Origin of the sequence: Thermotomaculum hydrothermale (assembly GCF_016592575.1) — a bacterium.
In the GTDB taxonomy this organism is placed as follows: Bacteria; Acidobacteriota; Holophagae; order Thermotomaculales; family Thermotomaculaceae; genus Thermotomaculum; species Thermotomaculum hydrothermale.
This window is the reverse complement of sequence record NZ_AP017470.1, coordinates 1,965,007-1,990,668: the sequence shown is the minus strand read 5'-3', so window position 1 is coordinate 1,990,668 and position 25,662 is coordinate 1,965,007. Positions and strand designations below refer to the sequence as shown.

Here is a 25,662-nt window from a genome sequence, read left to right as displayed (position 1 = left end):
ATGGGAATGAAAATATTAAACATTGTCGCATATCCGTTTATTGCGTTTATTGTGGGTATGCTTTACATGGGGATTGCGAGAAATATTATAGGTAGAATTCACAGAAGGTGGGGACCTCCAGTTTTTCAAAATCTTATTGACGTTTTTAAGCTTTACAGGAAGAGAGAGGCAGGTTCTCACGGAGTAATGTTTCACCTTGGGCCTATTATAATGGTTACAGGTATTGTATCATGCCTTTACTTTGTGCCTCTCCTGAACAATGGAGTATGGCTTAAAGGCTTTTCATTTGAAGGCGATTTAATACTTGTGACCTATTTGATGGTTCTTGGTTCACTTGGTATGGCATTAGGTGTCGGCCAGGGTGGAGTTCCTTTTGGAGTAATGGGAGTTACAAGGGGATTGACGAGGCTGATAGGCCTTGAAATACCTTACTTTATTGCAATTATTGTTCTTATGGCTCATTACAACACTGCATCAATAAATAAAATAATGGAATTGCAGGCAGGTGGAATTACACACTGGGGAATGTTTAAACTCCCGCTTGCATTTATTGCTTCCCTGTTTTCTTTCTGGGGAATGATGGGGGCAAGCCCTTTTGATATCCCTGGGGCTCCTCAGGAGGTGGCAAGTGGTCCTGCAACTGAATTTGGTGGAAAATACCTTGCTTTAATGATGACATCAAGGGGTATTTTTGGATTTTTAAAGCTTACCTTATGGGTTGACCTTTTTATGGGTGGTGCTGCAACCATATTGATTTTAATCGGGAAAACCTTTTTGTTGTTTTTAACTGTTCTTTTTGTTAGTGCAGTTTATTCCCGTTTCAAGGTTGAGCAGGCTGTTGATTTTATGTGGAGATACCCGACTTTAATCGGGCTAATTGCCCTTGTAATAGAGATGGTGAGGTGAAATATGTGTACTGATAATCCAGGAGTTTGGGAATACATAGCAAATTGGGCGAGAAAGCATTCTATCTGGGTTCTTGCTTACGGCACAGGTTGTGGGGCAATTGAGCTTCCCCCAACAATGACTTCAAGGTACGATGCTGAAAGGTTTGGTTTAAGGGGAGCAGCTACCCCGAGACAGGCTGATTTACTAATTATTTCAGGTTACCTTGCTACAAAGAGTTTAAAGAGGGTAATAAGAACTTACGAACAAATGTACGACCCTAAATACGTTATGGCTTTAGGTTCCTGCACAATTAACGGGGGGATGTACTGGGATTCTTACAATACAATTAAAAAGTTAGACCTTTATATCCCTGTTGATGTTTATGTGGCAGGTTGTATGCCAAGGCCTGAAGCTATCATTCAGGGAATAATATCTTTACAGAAAAGGATTGAAGAGGGGAAAGCAGAAGGGGCGAAAAAGTACAGAGAAAATATTGAGTGGTACAAAAAGAATCAAAGAGAGGTTTTGGGAGATGATTTTCTTCCAGATTATACTTGGAACTTTGAGGGGGGAATATGAATTACATTGAAGAGTTAAAACAGAGACTTGATGGTATGTTCTCCCCTGAAAAAAGTTATTTTCCGAAAGATAACCTTCTTTCTATAACTGTTTCAAACAGCAATGTCAGGGGAGCGCTTGCCCACTTAAAAGATGTGGAAGGGTTTAAGCATTTTGTTATGCTTTCCTGTGTCGATTGGCTTGAAGATGGAAAGTTTGAGCTTGTCTATATAGTCTGGCACCCTGAAAAAAAGGTAAATGTGGCTGTTAAAACCTTAATTGACAGGGAAAATCCAGAATTTCACTCTCTTCACGATATGTGGAGACAGCTTTGCACTTATGAAAGGGAAATCTGGGAAATGTACGGTGTTAACTTTATAGGGCATCCAAGATTAGAGGAGTTTATCCTTGAAAACTGGAAGGGAATGCCTCCTATGAGAAGGGATTTTGATACCCTTCACTATGTAAATGAACACTATGAGTGGCGTGAGGGAAGGGAAGAAAATTACAAACCAAGAGATTATATAGGCGAAGCATTTGACGAATGGAGAAGGAAATGAGCAAGTTAGTAAAGATATTTCACGGGCCTCAGCACCCTGGTATTACAGGGAATATGAGTGTTGAACTTGACTTGATAGGTGAAACTATACAAAAAGCTAAAACACATGTTGGATACCTTCACAGGGCTTTTGAAAAGCTTGTTGAAAGAAGAACAGCAATGCAGGCTTTTACAATTGTCTGCAGAATTTGTGTTCCAGAGCCAGACCCTAACGAAGAAAACTTTGCAAGGGCTATTGAGGAGATTACAGGGCTTGAAGTTCCTGAAAGGGCAAAGTGGATAAGGGTAATGGTTCTTGAAATGTCAAGGCTTGCAGCCTATCACCTATGGATGGGGGGGCAGGCAGGCTCAACAGGTTTGTACACTGTTCCTCAATGGGCTGTTGGATACAGGGATTACATCCTTGACCTGTTTGAAGAGCTAACAGGCGGCAGAGTTTACCACATGTACATAATCCCCGGTGGAGTTAGAAGGGATTTACCAGATGGCTTCCTTGACAAGCTTTCAGATGTGCTTGATTTAATTGAATCAAAATTACCTGAATTTGACAGGCTTTTCTTTGACAATGCTGTTTTCAAAAAGAGGGCAATAGGTACTGCGGTAATTGACCCTGAAACTGCTATTGAAAGAGGAGTTGTTGGGCCTCCTTTAAGGGCTTGTGGCATTCCTTCCGATGTTAGAAAAGATGACCCTTATGAGATTTACGATAAACTTGATTTTGATGTAATTACTGAAACAGGTGGGGATGTTTACGCAAGGGCTTTAGTTAGAAGAAGAGAAATGGAGCAGTCAATTAAAATTTTGAGGCAGATTATAAAGTATATTCCTGACGGGCCTTACAGAACTAAAATACCTTACCCAATGAACTGGAAGTTAAAAGCAGGTGAAACCTATGTGAAGACAGAGTCTGCAAGGGGTGAATTTGGTTATTACATGGTAACCGATGGCAGCGAGTACATTAGAAGGATGAATGTAAGGGGACCTGCTTATGTGCACGGGATAAGCCTTCTTGAAGATATGCTTGTAGGCGAGCAACTTGCTGATGTTGCAATGATTATGAACTCACTGGGCACATGCCCGCCTGAGATTGAAAGATAAGGGGTTAAGCTATGGGATGGGGAATTGATTTAAAAGGAATTGTGTCACCGTTTACCGCTTTGAAGTATCTCGGTAAACACCCTCATACTGTCAGGTATCCGTATGAAAAGAAGAAAACTGCAAAGAGGTATAGAGGTTTTCACATAAACGACCTTGAAAAGTGTGTCGGTTGTGGAAACTGTGCAAAGATATGCATGAATGAAACAATAGATATGGTTAAAGTTGAGGGGATTGAACCTAAAAAGGGAGATTCAGGGTTAAGGCCGAAGGTTGATTACGGAAGATGCTGCTGGTGTGCACTCTGTGTTGATGTTTGCCCGACAGGCTCTTTGAAACTATCAACAGAGTATGTTTATGTTGATGAAGACCCGGATACCTTCCTGTACATTCCTGGACTTGAGAGAAAAGAGTATGAAAAAGAGGTTGGCTGGACATGTGAAACAGAGCTTGATTCACTCCTTGACCTTGAAAGAGTTCCAATGAGGGTTATGCCACCTGAGGAAAGGGTTAAAACCTTTGCTGAGGCTGTTTACGGCTATACAGTTGAAGAGGCTAAGAGAGAGGCTGAAAGGTGCACTGGTTGTGGATTATGTATCTCTGCATGTCCTGACAGGATGCATATCCCGGATTATATTAAGGCAATCAGGGACGGACAGTTTGACGAATCTGTCAGGATTATTTACGATAACAACCCGCTTCCTGAAATGTGTGGTAAGGTTTGTACAAGAAGGTGTGAGTTTAACTGCATAATGACCCACAGGGCAGGGAAGGACAATGCAATTGCAATCAGGTGGCTGAAAAGATTTGCCTGCGAGCAGTTTGAAAGCTATGAAGAAATACTTAATTTAGAGCCTAAGCCATTAAACGGCAAAAGGGTTGCAATTGTTGGTGGTGGCCCTTCCGGTTTAACAGTTGCTTACTATTTAAGGCTTAAAGGCTATGAAACTGTTATTTTTGAAGAGATGCCTAAGGCAGGTGGTATGACAATGGCGGGAATTCCCAAGTATAGGTTCCCGATACCTTCACTTGACAAGCAGTTGAACCACATTAAATCTGTTGGTGTTGAAATCAGAGAAAACACAAAGGTTGTAAAAGGTGAGCCTAAATCAGAAAATGAAGTTTCATTTGAAAAACTGAAAGAAGAGTTTGACGCTGTTTACCTTGGCATAGGATTGACCCAACCAATGAAGTTAGGTGTTGAAGGGGAAGACTTAGAAGGCTCAATTCAGGCATTGCCATTATTAAGGGCAGTTAATTTTGGTGAAAAGATAAATGTAGGCCAAAAGGCAGTTGTTATAGGCGGTGGAAATGTTGCTATGGACTGCGTAAGGGTACTCAGGAGATTTGGTGTTGATGTTACACTCTCATATAGAAGAAGAGAACAGGATATGCCAGCTGACTTTGAGGAAATCCACGAAGCCCATGAAGAGGGAGTTGTATTCAGAACTCAGACAATTCCTGTTGAGATTATTGGGGAAAACGGGAAGGTTAAAGCTATTAAAATCCAGAGGGCTGAAATGCAACCAGACCCGAAAGGCGGAAGGCCAAGACCTGTGCCTATTGAAGGTGCTTACGAAGTATGGGAATGCGATAATGTTATTGCTGCAATCGGGCAAAAGGCTGATTATTCCTTCCTTCCAGATGAAGTTGTGGAAAAGCTTGACTTACAGTGGGGTAAAATTCCAGTTAACGAGCGTGGTATGACAAAGATTGAGGGAATATTTGCAGGCGGCGACGCAGTAAACTGGACTGCTGACGCTATCTCTGCTATTGCAGATGGTTTAAAGGCTGTAAAAGGTATTGACGAGTATTTAAGCAATAAATAGAGATTTCATTCTTAAAAAAATTACGGGGGCTTTAGCCCCCTTTTTTTATTAAATAAAAAATTTAAGGTTGAATGTAAATTTGAATGGCTAAAAAACAATAAAATTTCTTCGTTTTCTGGTATAGTTTCTTATATGAGAAGGATTTTTGTTGTTGACGATGAGGTTGATATTCTAACCTTGCTTGAAATCAACCTGAAGAAAGAGGGATTTTTTGTAAAATCCTTTGAAGATGGAAATTCTCTTTCTTCTGAGCTTGAAAGCCATATTCCAGACCTTATTATCCTTGATGTTATGCTTCCTGAGATTGATGGATTTTCTATATTGAAAATGTTAAGAGAAGATGAAAACTTTAAGGATATTCCTGTAATTATGCTTACTGCAAGGGATAAGGAAGACGATAAGGTAGCAGGGTTTGAAAAGGGGGCTGATGATTATATTACAAAGCCTTTTTCCATAAGGGAGTTGATGGCAAGGGTTAAGGCTGTTTTAAAGAGGGCTGGCAAAGGGTTAAATGAGATAAATTACAAAAACAGGATTTTGATAAACCTTGAAACTCACGAAGCTTTTTTAGACGGTAAAAAGCTTGATTTAACATTGACAGAGTTTAATCTTTTAAAACTCTTTATAGAAAATCCTGACAAGGTATTTTCAAGAACGAAGATTATTAACCTTGCCTGGAAGGAAAAGTATGTTTCAGAGAGGACTGTTGATGTTCATTTGAAGCACTTAAGGGATAAGTTAGGGGATTTAGGCAGGCAGATAGAAAACATCAGGGGGGTTGGCTATAAGTTTAAAGGGTAACAAAATCTTTAAAAAAATATTGTTTTTTGTTGCAATCCTTCTCTTTGTTTTCTCCCTCTTTTCAATTGCTGTAAATTACACTGTTTTTAAAAGCATCTATATAAAGGTATTAATCAATGATTTGAAAAACGATGCCTTAATTTATTCAAAAGAGGTTGTTTCTTATCTAAAAAATAAAGATTTTAAAGGCCTTGATAGAGAGGTAAAAAGAATTGGCAAAAAAACAGGGTTAAGGATTACTGTTATTCTTTTAGATGGTAAGGTTGTTGCTGATTCAAATTACAATCCATTGAAGATGGAAAACCACAAAAACAGGCCTGAAGTGATTGACAGTTTAAAGGGTGGATTTGGCTATTCAATAAGGTTTAGCCATACATTAAAGAAAAAACTCCTCTATGTTGCAATGCCTCTAAAAAGCAATGGCGAAAGTTTAGGTTTTATCAGGATTAGCACCTTTTTAACAGGAATTGAAAAAACACTTACTCTATTCTCTAAAACAATAATTTTTATTACTCTGGTATTGTTTTTAATATCCTCTCTAATCCTGTTTTTTTACTTTAAATCGCTTTTTAAACCTTTAGACAGAATGCTTGAAGCAATAAACAATGTTAAAGATGGGAATCTTGATGTTGAGGTTTATGTGAAGTCTGATGATGAGTTTGCAGTAATTGCAAACGGCTTTAACAATATGGTAAATGCTTTAAAGAGAGATGTTTCAATAATTGAACAGGAAAAAAATAGGTTGAAGGTATTGACAAATAGTCTTAACGAAGCGGTTGTTTTGCTTGATAGAGAAGGCAGGATTTTGTTTTCTAACAATAGATTTTCAAAGGTTTTTAATGTAAATGAGATTTCAGGCAAATTTATCTGGGAGGTAATAAGGGACAATGATTTTGTAAGTTTTGTTAAAAATTTAGAACATTCAGGTAAAAAGTCTTTTAAGTTAAAAATTAACAACTATTATTTTGATGTTTCAGCCTCTTTTCTTGAAGAAAGTGGAGAGATTCTCTTAACTTTTTACGATTTAACTGAAAAGGTTAAATTGCAGAAGATGAAGAAGGATTTTGTGGCAAATGCAACTCACGAATTAAAAACGCCTATTACAATTCTTAAAGGTTTTGTTGAAACTATGAAAAACGACGGGGTTGATTCCCCATATCTTCCCTTAATTGAAAGCAATATTGAAAGAATGGCAAGGCTTATCAATGATTTACTTATTCTCTCAAGGCTTGAAGACAGTAAGGTGAAAAAAATTGAGAGAGAAGAGACTGACATTTGTCAGTTGGTAAATTCTATTGCTTTGCTTTTTAAAAAGAAGGCTGAGAGCAAGAATTTAGAGTTGAAGGTTATGTGTCAGGAGAATTTGTTTTTTCACATTGACAGGTTTACCTTTGAGCAATTGCTTATAAACCTTGTTGACAATGCGGTAAGGTACACTGAAAAAGGCTATGTTGAAGTTTTGTGCAAAATTGAAAACAGCAGGCTTTTGGTTTCTGTAAAAGATACAGGGATTGGAATATCAGAGGATAAATTAGGGAGAATATTTGAAAGATTCTATGTTGTTGATAAATCTCGCTCAAAAAAGAGTGGTGGTACAGGTTTGGGGCTTTCAATAGTGAAGCACATTGTGGAACTTTATTCAGGTGAAATTATTGTTGAAAGCAGGTTAAATAAGGGCTCTGTTTTCAAGGTTTACATTTCTTAAACTCTTAACCGTTTCTTAACAAAAACATAATCTTTTCTTAACAATTTGTTGAAACAATACCATTGAAGAATTTTTCAGGAGGTTAATGTGAAGAAAAAGTTTCTTTTGATTGCAATGCTAATTATGGCAACCGGTGTCTTTGCACAGTCTTTGCCTTCATGGATAACAAACACAAAATTAAACGGAAAATTCAGGTTGAGAGAGGAGTTTATTGACCAGACTGACAAGGTTGACAGGGACAGGACGAGGATTCAGTTTAAGTTGGGGATTACAACAAAGATTAACGCCAAAATTGATTTAGGTATTGGCATTGCAACTGGAAGCGGTGACCCAAGGTCTCAAAATGTGACTTTAGGGGATTCAGATTCTTCAAAAGAGTTAAACCTTTACTATGCCTTTATTCAGTACAAAGCAACAGATAATTTAAAAATATGGGGCGGAAAATTTAAAGGGATTAAGAAGGCAATTTTTATTCCTTCAAACTTTTTGTGGGATTACGATATAGCACCAGAGGGAGTCGGTTTGATTTTTAATAAAAAACTAACAGAAAACTTGAGGCTCTTTTTCAACGCTTCCTATATTGTTGTTGATGAGTACAAGGATTCAGGAGCAGACCCTTTTGTTTACATTGTCCAGCCTGGTTTAATTTATAAAAAAGGGGATTTTCAGGCAAAGTTAGGCATTGCCTATATGTCGGCGGTGCACGAAACAGGCAATTTATTTGAATATTCTTCACATTCAAATACCTATGAAAACGGTGTTTTAAAGTATGGATACAGTGTATTAAATCCTAATATTGAGTTAAAGTGGAAGATAGACGGAAGGTATATTAGCTTTTTCAAACTTTTTGGGGAATATGCTTCCAATTCGGACGCAGATAATGAAGATTCAGCTTACACGCTTGGTCTGGCTTTTGGTAAAAAGATAAAATCATACGGAGATTTTTCCTTCAGTGCAAATTACAGATATCTTGAAAAAGATGTATGGCTTGATATCTTCCCTGATTCAGATGCCTTCAGCGGAAAAACAGACGCAAAGGGACTTGAGTTAGAGTTTAAATACGGCTTAATGAAGAATGTTTACCTCTCAATTGATTACTACGATATGAAGAGGATAATTGATAACTCACAAAGTCAAAAGCGTTTTCAGTTTGATATAAACCTTAAATTCTAAAATTAATAAGAAAGGGGAAAAATTTAATAATTTCAGTATTAATTATAATTTTTTTATGAGAAAACGGATTATGTTGTGGTTAACAATAGCAATATTTTCTTTTTGGTTTTCTTGATATTTAGTAATCCCCTTTTTTCTTTTTCTGGATTTTGATAATATTTAAAGAAAAAGGGGGACAAAATGGGAAATTATAAGTCTGGAATTATTAGCACAATAGTAATATTGGTGTTGCTGGCAGGTTTTTGGGGATATCAGAGTAATGTTAAAACAAAGGTAAAAAACAAAGCCGAGTCCTATCTTACAGAGCAGTTGGACAGATGGAAGTCTGGGAAATTGAACAATAAAGTCTGGCGAATAATGCCCTCTGATTTTAAGGGTGATTTAAGGGAGTGGAAGGAATACAAACTTTCAGATTACTTTATTGACAAAATTGAAGCAAGAAGCAGGTATGTTAGAAGAAGGACTTTGGGGAGAAAGCGCGGTATCTGGTACTATTTAGACAAGCTTTCTTCCTCTAATGTTTATATTTACGCAGATGTTGAACTTGATATGGAAAACCCTGATGGTTATCCTGAAACTTTTAACATAAGATACAGGCTTGAGCCTGTTGGTAATGGGGATTTCAGGATTTTTCAAAGCAAAAAATTTAAACTATTTTAATTGATATCCACTTTCACCTTTTAAAGGAACAATGCAAATAAATTCAAGTTTTTCTCCTCTGTCTGCCCTGTATTGATGAAGTGCATTTTCCGGGACTAACGCAACGCTTCCCCTTTCAACTTCATACTCTTTCCCCTCTAAAAACAGGGTGCCTTTACCTTCTAAAATTATATTTACATGAATCCAGGGGTGGGAATGCTTTGGGGTATATCCCCCCTCTTTCAATGAAAAAAGCCTCATAACATGGTCTTCCCATCCCTCTTTAGGGCCTATTAAAACCTTTTTTACCGCATCTTTTAGATTATCTCCCTTTAACTTAATTCCCTCTATTTTATCTATGTGTGAAACAAACATATAACACCTCCCATTTAATTTTTATCAGGATTAACATTTATGGTAAAGTTTTTTATAGAAAAAAGGGGGCAAAACTATGCATAAACCAATAACCAAAGATGATTTGATGAACCTTGCGAGGAAGTGGCAGGAGAGCAGGGTGTTTTTGGCAGCCTGTGAACTGGATATTTTTTCACATTTAAGTGAGTTTAAGTCATCAGGTGAACTTGCTGAGGAATTGAAGGTTAAAGAGAGATACCTTGACAGGCTTTTAAATACACTTGTTGTTTTAGGTTTGCTTGAAAAAAGAGACGGAAGGTTTAAAAATACTGATGCAGCAAACACCTATCTTGATAAAAAAAGCAGAGATTACCTTTTGGGCTTAACTCACCAATGCCATGTTTTTTACGGCTGGTCGCTTTTAACTGATGTTGTAAAAAATGGGATTCCTTCAAGGGAGTTAGGGTTTGGTAAGCCTATTGAAAACTGGCTTGAGCCATTTATTACAGCAATGCAGCAGTATGCTTCTGAAAGGGCACCTAAATTGATTGACTTGATTGATTTTTCAAACTGCAAAAAATTCCTTGATTTAGGGGGAGGAAGCGGGGCAAACTCTGTTGAGGTTGCAAGAAGGTATCCAGATATTGATGTTTTTATCTTTGATTTAACTGATGTTATTCCAATAACAAAAAAGTTTGTGTCAAAGGCAGGGGATTTTAAAAATATTCATTATATTGAAGGGGATTATCTTAAAGATTCTATTGGTGAAGGTTACGATGTTATACTTCTTTCTAACATTATTCACGCACACGGCAAAGACGAGGTTATAAAGATTTTTAAAAGGTGCAATAATGCGCTGAAAGATAAGGGAAGGATAATTATTCACGACTTTTTAGTCAATGAAGACAGGGTTTCTCCCCCGTGGTCTGTGTTTTTTGCAATTAATATGCTTGTTCACACCAAAAATGGAGATACCTATACTGAAAGAGAGATAAGAGAGTTTTTTAAAGAAGCAAATTTTTCTTTTGTTTCAAATACCCCAACAGGATTTAATTCTGATGTAATTGTCGGGGTAAAGAATTAGTCTATTTTAAAGTTTAATTTATCAAGCAGAATTCCTGCCTGTTTTTCAAGGTCAAGAATAGCTTTTTTGTACTTTACAAGAGCATTTAGTTCATTTACCTTTGCCTTTGCCAATTCGTCTTCTTTCTGGGAAACAAGGAAGTTTGTTGACATCCCGTTAACGAATTTTTTCTTTTCAGCCTCTAAATCCTTTTCCCTTAAAATCCTTGTTTTTTGAGCTGCGAAGTATGCCCTTTCAGCAGCTTTTACATTTCTTATTGCGTTTTTCACATTTACTGTAATTGTATAAATTGTGTTTTTAAGGGATAATTCTGAACTCTTTTCCCCTAAAATTGCATTTTTGTACGCAGCCTTTGCTGCCCTGTTCTGGAATTTGTAAGAGATGTTTATTCCAACAATCCATGTCTGGTTGTCAAAGTCTAAAGCCATGTCAATTGCATCTCCTAATGAGCCTGGAATAACAATAGGTTTCCCTTCATTGTCATAGGTATGTATTGCATTGTTACCGGCATAGGCAACGGAAGCGTAAAAATTAACGCTTGGGAGTTTCTGGTTTTTCTTAAATAAAACATCTAATTTTGATATCTGGTTTTCAATCTTTTTAATCTTAATCTGGGGGTTTTTTTTAAGTGCTGTTTTTATGTACTCTTCAGGGTTTATTTTTTGAGGGGTAAATTCAAGCTTGTAATCAGGTTCAAAAACAATGTCCCACTGATTTTCTTTTATGTTTAGCAATTTTTTCAGGTTGTCTTCAGTCTGCTGAACAAGGTTTTGTGCCTCAATTAACTGTTGCTCTGCTGATGCAAGGTTTGCCTCAGCTTGATATATTTCCACTTCTGCCATTGTGCCGACCTCAATTTTCTGCTTTGTAATGTTGTATTGCTCTTTTGCAAGCTTGAGAGAATCTTTTGCAACCTGAAGGTTTTTGTATGCATAAACGAGGTCAAGGTATGAGCTTGATGTTTCTTCAATTAAATTCATTACCTGCTGTCTGAACTGTTCCTTTGCCTTTTCTTCCATGTGCCTGTTTACCTTTATCTGGTATTCAACATTTTTCTTGCCAAAGCCGTTTAAAAGAGGCTGGTCAACTCTCAATTTAAATGTTGTTCCGTAAACAGGGTTTAAAAATGAAAACGCATAGTTTGCTGTTTTGTATTTGTAAGAGGTTGTGGTAAATGTTACTGTTGCACCTGTTGAAACCTTCTGGGTTAAGGAGAAGTTTAAGAAATCCTGTACAGAGCGGGACGCATCAAGCAATGTTCTTGGTGGCTGGGTTGAGTCCTGGTGCTCTGCCGTTAAGTCAAACTTTAAATCGTAAATCCCCAATGCGGAGTAAACATTGTTTTTTGCCTGTTTGTATGAGATTTCTGAAATTTGAATGTCAAGGTTATTTTTTAATGCCAACCGGATTGCCTTTTCAAGTGTGAGTTTTTCCCCCTGTGCAAAAATGCTTGTGCTAAAAAAAATTAATAAAGATAAAACCAGAAATTTCCTCATATCTCTTCTCCTGATTTTTTTTGTCTTTAATATATACGATAACTTTTTATAATTGTTTACAATCCCAATCTATATTTGAATAACTCACCAATGCTTCTAAGTACAAGGGATACTGTAAATTGATTTGTGGTGGTTGTTGAGTAAGAGTTGTTCTGATAGGTTACGTTTACACCTATGCACTTTCTAAAGTAAGCAAAGGTTATCCTTTTATACCTGAAATCATCAAGGGAAAAGTCGTAATCAAACTGCACTATTGCTTTCCAGTTTCTGCTTAATTCCCTATCGTATCTTCCGATTAATGAATTTCTTGTTTTGTCTTCACCGTAAATGTATCCCTTTAAATAAGTCAGGTATAGATTGTTGAATTTTGTGTTTAAGGTAAGGGTGTCAACATTGTTTGTTTTAGGGTTGTACCTGATTAATGAAGAGAAGATAAGGTTTTTTGTTACCGGGATTGAGAGGTATCCGTTTATACTTGAAAACTCTGATTTTTTTTGCGGGTCGTTTGGGTCTATATAGTTGTTTGAATTTAAATTCTTTTCTCCGTAAATGGAGAAAAAGCCTGTTCTATCGGAAAATATAAAGTTAGAGGTAACACCTGCCTTTAAATATACTCCAGATGGGTTGATGTAATCTTCTAAATCGTGGTATAGAATGTTGAATTTCCCAGAGTTGTCTCTATAACCTATTTTTACAAAAGGAATTATATCGTTTCTAAAATTAGAATAATCTTTTGATAGATATGGCAATTGAAAGGTATATGAAAAATCAAAAACAGAATTATTGTTTAAATCTGAATCAGAGTAATTTAAAGTTTTTAATGAGAGATTTTCTTTAATAATAAAAAAGCCTTTGTTAAAATACTTTGAGGATTCAAACTTAAAGTATTCCCTTGAAAAGGTGTTGTTTGATATTCTATCGTCAGACAAAATGCTTATATCCCCTATTAATCTTAAATCTCTTCCCCAAAATTTAAAGTTTTCCCCGTAAATTGATATTGATGGCAGGGTAGATGAGTAAATTATCTGGTCGTTAAAAATAGGTTTATCAAGATAAGCTGATGCTGAAATTGTAAAGTGTTCAGATAGTTTTTTGTAAAAGCTTCCGTATCCGTAAAAGTCTCTCATTGCAAGGTCGTATCTGTTAAAGGTATAATCAGTTATCAAGTTGTAATCATCTCCCAAAAATGCTTTAAACTGATAAGTGTTTTCAGGACTTTTGGTGTATGTGTAATTTAATTCCCCCATTGTTCTTCTCTGGTCAATAATTCTGTCTTTTATAGAGTAAATTTTGAATTTTGCAAATTCTCCCTTTCTAAAACTTTCCCTGTATTCAAAGGTTGTCCCTGTGCCTGCCTTTGAGTAATAGTCAATTCCTAATGTTATGTCCTGAGATTGTCCTATTGGGATAAATAACTCCTGCCTGTAATTAAATCCGTGCTTTGAGGAATTTCCAAATTCAGGGACTAAAAGCCCGAAAGCCCTTTGTGTTTTTGCAGGATAAATGAAAAATGGTAGATAAAAGACAGATTTTTTCTTTATTTGAAATTTTAAAGATTTGAAAGATGCGTATCCTTCTTTTTTTACATTAACTTTGTTTGCATGAAACCCCCAGTAATCACATCCTTTTGGACAGGTGGTAAATGTACAGTTTTTCAATCTATACTTATCCCCTGAAAGATAGGTTATCTCCTCGGCGTAAAATGCATAATCTGATTCTAAAATCAATTCTCCTTTAAATATAGTTGCCTGCTCTGAATCAGTGTAATATACAAGTTTTTTCCCTGTCCCCTTAACCTGGTTTTTATCAAATTCAACGTTGCCGGATGCTATTATTACACCTTTATTTTTATCTATTTTTATTTTGTCTGCTTTCAATCTTATGCTTTTCCCTTTAATAAGGCAGTTGCCGTAAAGGTAAACAATCTTGTTTTTTGTGTCTGTTTTAATTTTGTCTGCCTTTACAGTAAATTGGTCTGCTTTTGCTGTAAAAACACTTAGAAAAAGAATTAAGGCTAATTTAAAAATCTTTTTTCTTTTTGTAAAACTGTTCAGCATTGAATCTCTCACCTTTCACAGAATAGATTATTAAAAACTTTGTCTGTTCTGTTCCTATTGTAACCGGGTCAAATTTTAGCATTGCGTTTTTTACCTTTTCTCTGAAGTTTCTCATTACAAGGTACCTCACAGTCCTCGTGCCTGGTGAAATTGGATTTACAAAGTCTAAAATGTATTGAGAAAGCACTTTATTTATCTTTTCCTGCGGGTACTTCTGTGCCAGAGCCCTGTACATATCGTTATAGAGAAGAGGTTTTCTATACTCTTTTTTATTTGAAACAAGGGCTATAAAATTCGGGTCAAGGTACACTTTTTTGCCAGAAAAGTTGGTGATTTTGATTTTAAAATAAATAAAAAAAACATTTGGTTTAACTTTGAAAACTTCAAAATCCTTCCCAAATGGTACCTCATCAACCTGTTCAACTGAAATTGTAAGTCCCATTGAGGAGATTACCGCTCTTCTGTTTTTTATATAAAGGTTTGGTTTTGGCAGAGGATAAAATGTGTATTTATACCTGTACTCTTTTGCAAAACCTGAAATTGAAAAAAACAAGATTAGAAAAAAGGTTATTTTTTTCATAGTGCAAGCTCTTCTGCTCTTTTGGTAATTATATTGTTAATATCTTCGTCTTTTCCTACCACAGTTAGTATATGGTTATGCTGGATTTTCGTGTCACCGTAAGGGAGAATGATTATATCTTCCGGGTTGTGTTTGTCTTTTAAGGCAATGACATAGATTTTGTACCTATTTCTCAAATCAAGTTCTATAAGGCTTTTGCCTATAAATTCGTTTAATGGTTCTATGTCTTTTATTGAGTATTCTTCTGTTAGTGTCAGCAAGTCTGCCATATTTCTTTCAATTAAATTTTTAGCTGTTTTTTCAGCCATATCTCTTTCCGGGAAAACAACTTCATGGGCGCCTATTGCTTTAAGGATAGAGGCATGGTCGTCGCTTATAGCCTTTACTATTATTCTTTTAATACCGATGTTGGTAAGGTGGAGTGCACAGAGAATACTTGGTTCAATCTGCTCTCCTAAACTCACAACACAGGCATCAACATCTTTAGGTATCAGTGTTTCAAGCACCTCTTTATCTTTTGCATCTGCAACATAGGCGTGAGCCACATTATCTGCAATTTTGTTAACCTTTTCCTGGTCATTGTCTATTGCTATTACATGTGCCCCGTGCTTTGAAAGGGATATGGCTAAATGTTCTCCAAATTGCCCTAATCCTATGATACAAACAGTTTTCATTTTATTCTCCTTAGCCTATCATTATTTTTTGTTCAGGATAATCTATCTTTTTCTTCTTTCTCCTTCCGAAAAGAAGGGAAGTTACTATTGCTAAAGGCCCCACCCTTCCAAAAAACATATCAATTATTATAACAAGTTTTCCTACATTGCTTAAGTTGGAGGTTATTCCGGTTGATAGTCCTACTGTACCAAAAGCAGAGACTACTTCGAACAAAAGGTTTCTGAAAGCCTCTCTGTAAGTTGTTATTATTGCTTGTTCGCTAAAAAGAAGTATTGTGAAAGAAACAACAACTGTAGAAAAGGCCAGTGTTATTACAGATTTTATTTTATCTTTTGTTTCCTGAGTGAGTTTTCTTTCAAATAACCTTTTTCTGTGCTCTCCAAAAAACCAATCTTTTACAAGTATTAAATATCCGCTAAATGTTGTTGTTTTAATTCCCCCTGCGCAAGAGCCCGGAGAGCCTCCAATAAACATAAGCATAATCATAATAAAAAGAGAAGAGGATGGAAGTTTACCAATATCAACAGAATTAAATCCTGCAGTTCTTGTTGTTACTGATTGAAAGAGGGAATCAAGTATTGTTAAAGAGTGGTCTCCTAACCAGATAAAAAAAGCTCCTCCAAAAATAAGGCTTAATGTTGTGGCTAAAACAAGCTTTGTATGAAAACTTGTTTTTTTTCTTTTTCCTAAAATTTTTTCTCTAAGTTCAAAGAGGACAGGGTACCCCAATCCTCCAAAAATAATTAGCAACATTATTGTGGTTAAGGTAATCCATGATTGTCTAAATTGAATAAGGCTGTCTGAATAAATTGAAAATCCAGCATTACAGAATGCTGATATAGAGTGAAAAATTGCGGAATAGAGTGCCTTCCCTGTCGGGTAAATTTCTTTAAGTTTGAAGAATAATATTGCAGCGCCAAGCCCTTCAATTGTAAAGGTTGCACTAACAATAAATTTTAATAAATTTTCAATGGAAAGTTTTTCAATATCCCCGCCGAATGTGTCCTGAATTGTATAGTGAGTTTGAACTGAATATGCTTTTTTACTTAGCCAGACAAATATTGCAGTAAAGGTCATTATGCCAAGTCCCCCTAATTGAATAAGGGTAAGAATAACCACCTGGCCAAATATTGAAAAATGCGTTCCTGTATCAAATACTATTAAGCCTGTTACACATGTTGCAGAGGTTGAGGTGAATAATGCATCTAAAAATGATGTGCTGTTTCCAGGAGTGCTTGATATTGGTAAGGTTAAAAGTATTGCTCCCGCAAGAATAACTATGGCAAAGGATATTACAAGAGCTGATTCAGGTTTAGTTACCCAAAGTTTATACTTTAATAAAAACTCTTTTATCATAGCGAACTAATTATAGCATAACGACTTTTTTATTTTTTTATATCATAGTTTGAAATATAATATGTTTTGTGGTTTAATAATGAATGAGAGTTCATTCATTAAAGGTTGGTGCCCAATGAAGTTAAAAAAAGAAGAAAAAAAGAGAAAAATAATTGATGCCGCAATCAAAATTTTTGCAAGAAATGGTTATTTTAACTCAAGGGTCTCTGAAATTGCAAAAGAAGCAGGGGTTGCAGACGGGACAATATATATCTATTTTTCAAGCAAAGAAGAACTGCTCTCAGCAATTTTTGATGAAGCATTGCAGGTTTTTGTAGAAGAGTCTAAAAAGTTGCTTGAGGATATTCATGATCCAATTGAAAAACTTAAAAAGATTGTATTTTTGCATTTAAAGCATTTAGGGGCAAATAGGGACCTTGCTATGGTTTTTCAAATAGAATTCAGGCATAACATCGTTTTTATGGAACGATTGTCTAAAACAAGGCTTGCTGATTATTTTAAAATTATAGAAGGAGTTATCCTTGAAGGGCAGGAAAAAGGCCTTTTCAAGGAATTAAACCCCCGTTTTTGTGCAAAGATCCTTTTTGGAATTATAGATGAAATGGTTACCTCCTGGTTAATTGCAAATAAAAATTACAAACTTGAAAAAGATGCTGACATTCTCGTAAATACCTTTGTTTACGGTATTGCAAAAAAATAAGGTTATAGTAAAATAAAACCAAGTTAACAAAAATTGTCGGGGGGGATAATGGAAATTAAGACTATATGTCATTTGTTTTTTGACCTTGTGGACAATCATCCTGAACATGTTATGTTTAAGTACAAAAAAGATGGGGTGTATGTCGGGTTAAAGTGTAAGGAAGTTAGGGAGAAAGTAGAGAACCTTGCTAATGGGTTGATTTCATTAGGGGTAAAACCTGATTCCAAGGTGGCAATAATATCTCATAATAGGCTTGAATGGGTGTTAGCCGACCTTGGAATTGTTACTTCTGGCGGGGTTACCGCATCAATATATCCTACACTTTTAGGGCATCAGGCGGCATACATTATAAACGACTCTGACGCAGAGTGGATATTTGTTGAAAATATGCTTCAGTATGAAAAAATTGAAAGCGTATGGAAAGATTGCCCAAACTTAAAGTACATAATTGTAATGGATAACACAAAGGTTGATAAAGAAAATGTGATGACTTTTGACGAGCTTATTGAAAAGGGGAAAGAGTATAAAGCAAAAAATTCAGAAGAGTATAAAAAGAGATGGCAATCAAGAAAACCGGAAGACTTGCTCACTTTGATTTATACATCAGGGACAACGGGAGACCCGAAGGGGGTTATGTTAACCCACAACAACCTTGTTAGCAATGTGGTTGATTCAACCAAACACGTATTAGGGGAAAGGATAAAACCAGGGAAACTTACAGCTCTTTCTTTTCTGCCTTTGAGCCATTCTCTCGAAAGGATGGCTGGCTACTATCTGATGTTGTACAATGGTGCAACCATAGCTTTTGCTGAAAGTATTGATACTGTTGCCCAGAATATGCTTGAAGTTAAGCCCACCTGTATGGTTTCAGTCCCAAGGCTTTATGAAAAGATTTATGCCAAGGTGCTGGATTCGGCATTGTCAGGTGGAGGCTTGAAGAAGAAAATATTCTTATGGGCAAAAAATGTAGGTTCCCAGATCGTTGATTTAAGGGTTAGAGGCAAGAAACCCTCTGGTATGCTCAAGTTTAAGTATAACCTTGCAAAAAAGCTTGTTTTCAGTAAGTTGAAAGAGAAAACTGGCGGAAGGCTCTGGTTTTTTATATCAGGTGGTGCTCCTTTAGGCAAAGAGATAGCAGAGTTTTTCCTTGCTGCCGATTTAATTATTCTTGAAGGATATGGTTTAACTGAAACCTCACCAGTTATTTCTGTTAACACTTTTGACAAAATAAAACCAGGTACAGTTGGCCTTCCTATCCCCAATGTTCAGGTTAAGATTGCAGAAGACGGAGAAATCCTTTGCAAAGGCCCAAATGTTATGAAGGGATATTATAAAAGGCCTGAAGATACAAAAGAGGCTATTGATGAGGACGGCTGGTTCCACACAGGGGATATAGGAATGATTGATGAAGACGGATTCCTCGTTATTACAGACAGGAAAAAGGAAATTATTGTTACCTCAGGCGGTAAAAATGTTGCTCCTCAGCCTATTGAAAACGCTTTGAAGGCAAGTAAATACATAACTCAGGCTGTTTTAATAGGGGATAAGAGAAAGTATATCTCTGCTTTAATAGTGCCTGATTTTGATGTGCTTGAAAAATGGGCTAAACAAAATGCAGTTGATTTCACTTCCCGTGAGGATTTAATAGAAAAACAGCTTGTAAAAGATTTAATTCAGAAAGAAGTTGATAAGGTTAACCAGGACCTTGCAAGGTATGAGCAGATTAAAAAGTTTGCGCTTCTACCTCAGGAATTAACCCAGGACGGAGGAGAATTAACACCTACTTTGAAGGTAAAAAGAAGGGTAATAAACGAAAAATACAAAGATATTATTGACAGTTTGTATGCTGAATAACGAGTTTTTAACTCAATTTATACAAAATGAGTATGTCAGGAAGGGCTTAATAGCCCTTCTTGTTTTATTTTTAGCTTTTTTTCTGAAAAGGGTTGTTGTTGGCAGGTTCTTTTCTCTTTTAGGAAAGATTGCAGGAAAAACGAAAACCAAAAGTGATGATTTTCTTACTGAAAATATTCCCCCTGTTATTAACTCTTTTATTCTGGTAATTGCAATTTATATAATTGCATCTCTGTTTAAAACAGATATAAGCCACCCTCTTTTTAAAAAAATTGTTGATAATGTGTTTCTCTTTCTAATTGTTTTTGTTGTAATTCGTTTAAGTTTTGTTCTTATTGATGCTTTTGTCATTCTTCTTTCAGAGTGGACGGCAAAAACCAAATCTTCATTAGACGACCAGATTGCAGTTGTTGCAAGAAAGTCTTTAAAGGTTGTCTCTGTTATTTTAGGAATACTCTTTCTTATTCAGAATATGGGCTATTCTGTTTCTGGATTGATTGCCTCTTTAGGTTTAGGCGGTTTAACCGTTGCCCTTGCTGCAAAGGACGCTGTATCCAACTTTTTTGGTTCAATTGTAATTCTTGTTGATTCTCCTTTTAAAATAGGGGATTGGGTAAAAATGGGAAGTGTTGAGGGTGTTGTTGAAGAGATAGGTTTTAGAAGCACAAAGATAAGAACATTTGAAAAATCCCTTATAACTGTTCCAAACTTTAAAATAGCAAACGAGTCAATTGAGAATTTCTCAAACAGGGACAGAAGAAGGATAAAGTTTACAATTGGTGTGGAATACTCAACCCCTCCTGAAAAGGTTGAAACAGTGATTTCAGGAATAAAGGCCTTAATTGAAGCGCATAGTGAGATAGCACACGATTTTTACCTTGTTAATTTCACCACATTTGCAGACAGCTGGCTTGAAATATTTGTCTATTGCTTTACCACAACAACAAACTGGAAGAGATACCTTGAAATTAAGGAAGAGTTCAACCTCTCAATTATGAAATTGCTTCAAAAAGAGGGCGTAAACTTCGCCTTTCCATCTCAAAGCATTTACATTGAAAAAACACCAGAGAAGAATTGATAAACCCTTTATCCCTGCCTTTATTATTTTCCTCTAATGCAGTAAAATAAAGTGATTGTATCTTTGAAAAGGGGGATAAAATGAACTCAATTGCAATAGTTGCCCTCACATTTATTCTTTATATTATTGCGTACAACCTTTACGGAAAGTTCTTAGGGAAAAAGCTTTTTAAGTTGAATAATGAAAATACAACCCCAGCGCACTATTTAAGAGATGATATAGACTATATCCCCACCAAAAAAGAAATACTTTTTGGCCACCACTTTACCTCAATTGCAGGACTTGGTCCTATTGTCGGGCCAACAATAGCAGTAATCTGGGGCTTTATCCCTGCTATGCTCTGGGTTATATTGGGTTCTATCTTTATGGGTGCAATACACGATTTAGGCTCTGTTGTTGTTTCAATGAGAAATAAGGGAAACTCAATAGGGGAAATTACCACAAGGCTTATCAATAGAAGGACAAGGCTTTTGTTTCTCCTTATAATTTTCTTTGAACTGTGGATGGTGATTGCGGTTTTTGCCCTGATTATTGCAATACTTTTTACCATGTATCCCGGCTCTGTTTGGCCTGTTTGGCTTCAGATTCCAATTTCAATGGGTGTTGGCTTTTATGTTTACAAAAAAAATGGAAACATTTACATAGCCTCTCTAATAGCAATTATCCTTATGTACATTACAATTTACTTTGGAACTTATTACCCTGTAAAAATGCCGTCGATGTTTGGTTTAAGCGGCACAGAGGTATGGATGATAATCCTCTTTATATATTGCTTTATTGCGTCTGTTTTGCCAGTGTGGGTATTGTTGCAGCCAAGAGACTTTATAAACGCTTTGCAATTGATTTTGATTTTGGTTTTAATGGCCCTTGCTGTTTTTGTTGCTCATCCTAAAATTGTTGCCCCTGCTTTAAGGCTTCACCCCCAGGGCGCTCCCCCAATGTTTCCATTTCTATTTATAATTATTGCCTGCGGGGCAATTTCAGGCTTCCACTCCCTTGTTGCTTCAGGGACAACCTCAAAGCAGATTGAAAAGGAAAGCGATGCAGTTTTTATAGGTTACGGGGGAATGCTTGCCGAGGGTTTTCTTGCAATGCTTGTTATTGTTGCCTGCATTGCAGGTATAGGGCTTGGCACCCACGGAGCAAACGGGATTGTTTTAACCGGGAAAGAAGCCTATATGCACCATTATCTTTCCTGGACTGCAATTAAAGGGTTGGGGGCAAAGCTTGCCGCCTTTGTTACAGGAGCAGTAAATATGATTGAAAAATTAGGAATTCCTAAAAATCTTTCTGCTACTATTTTAGGTGTGTTTTTAGTTTCTTTTGCAAATACAACGCTTGATACAGCGTCAAGGATTCAACGGTATGTTATTTCAGAGTTAGCCCTTGATTACAAGGTTAAGGCACTCTCTAACAAGTACATTGCAACATTTATTGCGGTTGCAACCGCTGCTTTACTTGCTTTTTCAAATAAAGGGGGTAAAGGTGCCCTTATTTTATGGCCTCTCTTTGGCTCAGTAAACCAGCTGTTAGCAGGGCTTGCCCTTCTGGTAATAACTGTTTACCTTAAAAAGAAAAAAGCACCTTTGATTTATGTTGCAACCCCGATGGTGTTTATGATTTTGATGACAGGCTTTGCCATGGTTTACAATATCCTTGATTTTTTTAAAAAGCATAATATACTTTTACTTTTGATAGGCATATCAGTATTTATCCTTGAAATATGGATGGTTATTGAGGCATTGTTTGTGTTGAAAAAGAAAGAAATTACGGGGTGATAGAATGGGAAAAATATTAATTGACAAGGCTTACAATCACAAAGAGGCGGAAAAGAAATGGTATGAAATGTGGGAGAAAAAGGGTTACTTTGTTGCTGATGCAAAAAGCGACAAGCCACCCTTTTCTGTTGTAATCCCCCCACCAAATATTACAGGAAATCTTCACATGGGGCATGCACTTGTATACACCCTTCACGATGTTGTGGTCAGGTATAAAAGAATGAAGGGGTTTAATACCCTCTGGCTTCCCGGCGTTGACCACGCTGGAATTGCAACCCAGAATGTTGTTGAAAAACAGCTTGCAAAAGAGGGAAAAACAAGGAAAGATTTAGGAAGGGAAGAGTTTGAGAAAAGAGTGTGGCAGTGGAAAGAGGAAAACGAAGACGCAATAAAAAACCAGTTGAGGAAGTTAGGTTGTTCAGTTGATTGGACAAGGTTTCGCTTCACCCTTGACCCTGGCCTTTCGAGGGCGGTGAGAAAGGTATTTGTTACCCTTTACAAAGAGGGTTTAATATACAAAGACTCAATGATTGTAAACTGGTGTCCAAGGTGTGAAACAGCAATATCTGATTTAGAGGTTAAACATAAGGATAGAGATGGCCACATGTGGCACTTTAAATACCCCATAAAAGACAGGGAAGGGGAGTATGTTATTGTTGCAACCACAAGGCCTGAAACAATGTTAGGGGATACTGCTGTTGCCGTTCACCCTGAGGATGAAAGGTATAAAGATTTAGTTGGCAAAACTGTAATTATTCCAATTGTAAATAGAGAAGTGCCTGTTATTGCAGACGATTTTGTTGATAAAGAATTTGGGACAGGTTGCGTAAAGGTAACCCCTGCTCACGACCCGAACGACTATGAATGCGGATTAAGGCATAATCTTGACATAATTGAGGTAATAGACAAGCACGGCAAGATGACTGCTGCGGCAGGCAAAGAGTTTGAAGGGATGGACAGGTTTGAGGCAAGGAAGAAGGTTGTTGAAAAGATGAAGGAGTTAGGCCTTCTTTTAAAGATTGAGCCTCACAAACACGCTGTTGGAGAGTGTGACAGGTGTTCAACAATAATTGAGCCTGCTGTTTCAACCCAGTGGTTTGTTAAGATTAAACCCCTTGCAGAGCCTGCATTAAAGGTTGTTGAAGAGGATAAGATTAAATTTGTTCCTGAAAAGTGGAAAAAAACCTATTACGAATGGATGAGAAACATACACGACTGGTGTATTTCCAGACAGTTGTGGTGGGGACACAGAATCCCCGCGTGGTACTGCAAAGATTGCGGCCATGTTACTGTTGCTGAAGTTAATCCTGATGCGTGCGAAAAATGCGGTTCAAAAAATATAGAGCAGGAAACAGATGTTTTAGATACCTGGTTTTCTTCAGCTTTGTGGCCTTTCTCAACATTAGGCTGGCCGGATGAAACAGATGATTTAAAAACATTCTACCCAACAAGCGTTCTCTTAACAGGCTTTGACATTCTCTTCTTCTGGGTTGCCAGAATGATAATGATGGGGTTGAAATTTATGGGAGATGTTCCCTTTTACACTGTTTACTTTAACGCACTTGTAAGGGATGCCCACGGCCAGAAGATGTCAAAATCAAAGGGGAATGTAATTGACCCATTGGAAGTAATGGAAAAGTTTGGAACAGACGCTTTAAGGTTTACCCTTTCAATTATGGCTGTTCCGGGGACAGACATCTCACTGTCAGAGGAAAGGCTTGACGGTTACAGGGCTTTTTGCAATAAAATATGGAACGCAACAAGGTTTGTTTTAATGAACATTGATGAAAGCGTTGATGCCTCAACAGTTGATTACTCCAATTTAACCCTTGCAGACAAATGGATACTTTCAAAACTCTCAAAAGCCACCAAAAATGTTGACGAAAACATAGACAAATTCAGGTTTCACGAAGCGGCAAACACCCTTTACCATTTCTTGTGGCACGACTTCTGCGACTGGTACATAGAAAGCACAAAGAAAAGGCTATTAAAGGGTGAGGAAAATGTTAAAAAACTCCTTGTGCTTGTACTTTCAAGGGTTTTGAAACTCTTGCACCCCTTTATGCCATACATTACCGAAGAGTTGTACCAGAAACTTCCAGGGCACAAAGAAAGCATAGCGATTGAGCAATTCCCTGTTTTCAGGCAGGATTGGATTGATGAAAAGGCTGAAAATGAATTTGAAACATTACAGGAGTTAATCTCAAAAATCAGGGGAATTAGAACTGAGAAAAAAATCCCACCGTCAAGAAAGATTGAGATTGAGTTAATTCCGTTAAACGATGAGGTTAAATCTCTTATTGAAAGGGAAAAAGACTTAATTTCACTTTTAACCAATGCTGAAAAGTTGGAGTGTGTTGAAAAATTTGATGAAAACAAAATGTACTCAAAGGCTGCGGCAAAGGGTACAGAAATCGGGGTCTCTCTTGAGGGCATACTTGATAAAGACGCTGAAAGGGAGAGGATTAAAAGAGAGATTGCAAAGATAGAAAAGGAAATGGAAAAGGTTGAAAAGAAACTTAATAATGAAAACTTCCTTGCAAGAGCGCCAAAAGATGTTGTTGAAAAGAATAGAAACATTTTCAGGGAGTTAAAAGAAAAACACGAGGTTCTATTGCAGAATTTGAATGCTTTGAAATAAGGGGGTTTATGAATATTGCAATTACAGGGGCTTCAAGTGGAATAGGCTATGGCCTTGCAAAAAGATACATAAAAAAAGGCCACACCCTTTTTCTATTTGCAAGGAGAAAGGAAAAGCTTGAAGAGTTGAAAGAATTAGCCCCTGATAGGGTGAATATTTACCCTGTTGACATTACTGATTTTGAGAAGTTTCAGGAAATTCTAAACGATATTTTGAAAGAAAATTTCATTGACATTGCAATAGCAAATGCAGGCACCTCAACAGGGCATGGCCTTGAGGTGCCTGATTTTCAATCCTTTAAAAAAACCTACCACTTAAATGTTTTAGGGGTACACGCCTTTTTAGAGCCAATTGTTAAAAAAATGATTGAAAACAAAAAGGGCAAGGCTGTTGTAATCTCTTCCCTTGCCTCAATCATTGCCTCCCCCTCTTCAACTGCATACTCATCAACGAAAAGGGCGTTAAACTCATACTGCGAATCATTGAGAAACTTAGGGCATTTTCACAATGTTAAAGTGATAAACATAATGCCCGGTTTTATAAAAACCCCGTTAACTGCAAAAAATAAATTCAAAATGCCATTTTTAATGGAGTTAGACTATGCCCTTAACAAAATTGAGTATGCAATTGAAAAAAACAAAAAAGAGTATGCTTTCCCGAAATTCTTTTATTTTGTGCTAAGGTTTTTATCCTGTATGCCTGCATTTGTCAGGGATTTTATCCTTAAAAAAACAGCGAAAAAAGTCTTTTAACCCCTAAAAT

Annotated in this window: 22 protein-coding genes; 16 read left to right on the top strand and 6 right to left on the bottom strand. The window is 36.7% G+C overall.

Annotation, left to right across the window (positions count from 1 at the left end):
• From TTHT_RS09240 to TTHT_RS09200, 9 genes are all read left to right on the top strand, one after another.
• Positions 1-906 carry a respiratory chain complex I subunit 1 family protein gene (locus TTHT_RS09240; protein ID WP_201327688.1) on the top strand — a complete coding sequence of 302 codons (906 nt, stop codon included), beginning with the start codon at positions 1-3 and terminating at the stop codon, positions 904-906.
• Positions 907-909: 3 nt separating this feature from the next.
• On the top strand, positions 910-1,467 hold the full coding sequence (locus TTHT_RS09235) for a NuoB/complex I 20 kDa subunit family protein (RefSeq protein WP_201327687.1): 558 nt from the start codon (positions 910-912) through the stop codon (positions 1,465-1,467).
• A complete protein-coding gene (locus TTHT_RS09230; RefSeq protein WP_201327686.1) occupies positions 1,464-2,006 on the top strand; it encodes an NADH-quinone oxidoreductase subunit C in 543 nt (180 codons plus the stop codon). The genes TTHT_RS09235 and TTHT_RS09230 overlap by 4 nt, the downstream gene beginning before the upstream one ends.
• Complete coding sequence (locus TTHT_RS09225) at positions 2,003-3,103, top strand: NADH-quinone oxidoreductase subunit D (RefSeq protein ID WP_201327685.1); 1,101 nt, start codon at positions 2,003-2,005, stop codon at positions 3,101-3,103. The genes TTHT_RS09230 and TTHT_RS09225 overlap by 4 nt, the downstream gene beginning before the upstream one ends.
• A gap of 11 nt (positions 3,104-3,114) precedes the next feature.
• Positions 3,115-4,929, top strand: coding sequence for an FAD-dependent oxidoreductase (locus tag TTHT_RS09220; protein WP_201327684.1), 1,815 nt, complete (start codon positions 3,115-3,117; stop codon positions 4,927-4,929).
• Between the two features lie 132 nt (positions 4,930-5,061).
• Positions 5,062-5,730, top strand: a complete 669-nt coding sequence (locus tag TTHT_RS09215; RefSeq protein WP_201327683.1) for a response regulator transcription factor — start codon at positions 5,062-5,064, stop codon at positions 5,728-5,730.
• Entirely contained in the window at positions 5,708-7,435 is a 1,728-nt protein-coding gene (locus TTHT_RS09210; protein WP_201327682.1) for an ATP-binding protein, read from the top strand. The genes TTHT_RS09215 and TTHT_RS09210 overlap by 23 nt, the downstream gene beginning before the upstream one ends.
• A gap of 87 nt (positions 7,436-7,522) precedes the next feature.
• Positions 7,523-8,608 (top strand): putative porin, encoded by a 1,086-nt coding sequence (locus tag TTHT_RS09205; RefSeq protein ID WP_201327681.1) that lies wholly within the window; start codon positions 7,523-7,525, stop codon positions 8,606-8,608.
• 180 nt (positions 8,609-8,788) lie between these two features.
• On the top strand, positions 8,789-9,268 hold the full coding sequence (locus TTHT_RS09200) for a hypothetical protein (protein WP_201327680.1): 480 nt from the start codon (positions 8,789-8,791) through the stop codon (positions 9,266-9,268).
• Here the strand turns inward: TTHT_RS09200 and TTHT_RS09195 are convergent.
• Positions 9,260-9,622: a cupin domain-containing protein gene (locus TTHT_RS09195; protein WP_201327679.1), complete on the bottom strand. Its 363-nt coding sequence runs from the start codon at positions 9,620-9,622 to the stop codon at positions 9,260-9,262. The two genes, TTHT_RS09200 and TTHT_RS09195, sit on opposite strands and share 9 nt — an antisense overlap.
• Positions 9,623-9,698: 76 nt before the next feature.
• On the opposite strand from TTHT_RS09195, the gene TTHT_RS09190 reads away from it, so the two are divergent.
• A complete protein-coding gene (locus TTHT_RS09190; RefSeq protein ID WP_201327678.1) occupies positions 9,699-10,685 on the top strand; it encodes a methyltransferase in 987 nt (328 codons plus the stop codon).
• On the opposite strand, the gene TTHT_RS09185 is transcribed toward TTHT_RS09190, so the two are convergent.
• Genes TTHT_RS09185 through TTHT_RS09165 form a run of 5 tightly spaced genes read right to left on the bottom strand, consistent with a single transcriptional unit; the run spans position 10,682 to position 16,849 of the window.
• A complete protein-coding gene (locus TTHT_RS09185; RefSeq protein WP_201327677.1) occupies positions 10,682-12,181 on the bottom strand; it encodes a TolC family protein in 1,500 nt (499 codons plus the stop codon). The genes TTHT_RS09190 and TTHT_RS09185 overlap by 4 nt on opposite strands.
• Before the next feature lie 56 nt (positions 12,182-12,237).
• Positions 12,238-14,238 carry an LPS-assembly protein LptD gene (locus TTHT_RS09180; protein WP_201327676.1) on the bottom strand — a complete coding sequence of 667 codons (2,001 nt, stop codon included), beginning with the start codon at positions 14,236-14,238 and terminating at the stop codon, positions 12,238-12,240.
• Positions 14,201-14,818 (bottom strand): hypothetical protein, encoded by a 618-nt coding sequence (locus TTHT_RS09175; RefSeq protein ID WP_201327675.1) that lies wholly within the window; start codon positions 14,816-14,818, stop codon positions 14,201-14,203. Before TTHT_RS09175 ends, TTHT_RS09180 begins: the two co-directional genes overlap by 38 nt.
• Positions 14,815-15,492 carry a potassium channel family protein gene (locus tag TTHT_RS09170; protein ID WP_201327674.1) on the bottom strand — a complete coding sequence of 226 codons (678 nt, stop codon included), beginning with the start codon at positions 15,490-15,492 and terminating at the stop codon, positions 14,815-14,817. Before TTHT_RS09170 ends, TTHT_RS09175 begins: the two co-directional genes overlap by 4 nt.
• 10 nt (positions 15,493-15,502) lie before the next feature.
• Positions 15,503-16,849, bottom strand: a complete 1,347-nt coding sequence (locus tag TTHT_RS09165) for a TrkH family potassium uptake protein (RefSeq protein WP_201327673.1) — start codon at positions 16,847-16,849, stop codon at positions 15,503-15,505.
• 115 nt (positions 16,850-16,964) lie between these two features.
• On the opposite strand from TTHT_RS09165, the gene TTHT_RS09160 reads away from it, so the two are divergent.
• From TTHT_RS09160 to TTHT_RS09135, 6 genes are all read left to right on the top strand, one after another.
• The gene (locus TTHT_RS09160; protein WP_201327672.1) at positions 16,965-17,549 is read left to right on the top strand and encodes a TetR/AcrR family transcriptional regulator; all 585 of its coding nucleotides are present in this window, start codon (positions 16,965-16,967) and stop codon (positions 17,547-17,549) included.
• A gap of 48 nt (positions 17,550-17,597) precedes the next feature.
• Positions 17,598-19,403: an AMP-dependent synthetase/ligase gene (locus tag TTHT_RS09155; protein ID WP_201327671.1), complete on the top strand. Its 1,806-nt coding sequence runs from the start codon at positions 17,598-17,600 to the stop codon at positions 19,401-19,403.
• Positions 19,393-20,481, top strand: a complete 1,089-nt coding sequence (locus tag TTHT_RS09150; RefSeq protein ID WP_201327670.1) for a mechanosensitive ion channel family protein — start codon at positions 19,393-19,395, stop codon at positions 20,479-20,481. Before TTHT_RS09155 ends, TTHT_RS09150 begins: the two co-directional genes overlap by 11 nt.
• Positions 20,482-20,561: 80 nt before the next feature.
• Complete coding sequence (locus TTHT_RS09145) at positions 20,562-22,259, top strand: carbon starvation CstA family protein (protein ID WP_201327669.1); 1,698 nt, start codon at positions 20,562-20,564, stop codon at positions 22,257-22,259.
• Positions 22,260-22,263: 4 nt separating this feature from the next.
• Positions 22,264-24,900 carry a valine--tRNA ligase gene (locus tag TTHT_RS09140; protein ID WP_201327668.1) on the top strand — a complete coding sequence of 879 codons (2,637 nt, stop codon included), beginning with the start codon at positions 22,264-22,266 and terminating at the stop codon, positions 24,898-24,900.
• Between the two features lie 8 nt (positions 24,901-24,908).
• Positions 24,909-25,652, top strand: coding sequence for an SDR family NAD(P)-dependent oxidoreductase (locus TTHT_RS09135; RefSeq protein WP_201327667.1), 744 nt, complete (start codon positions 24,909-24,911; stop codon positions 25,650-25,652).
• Positions 25,653-25,662 lie beyond the last annotated feature (10 nt).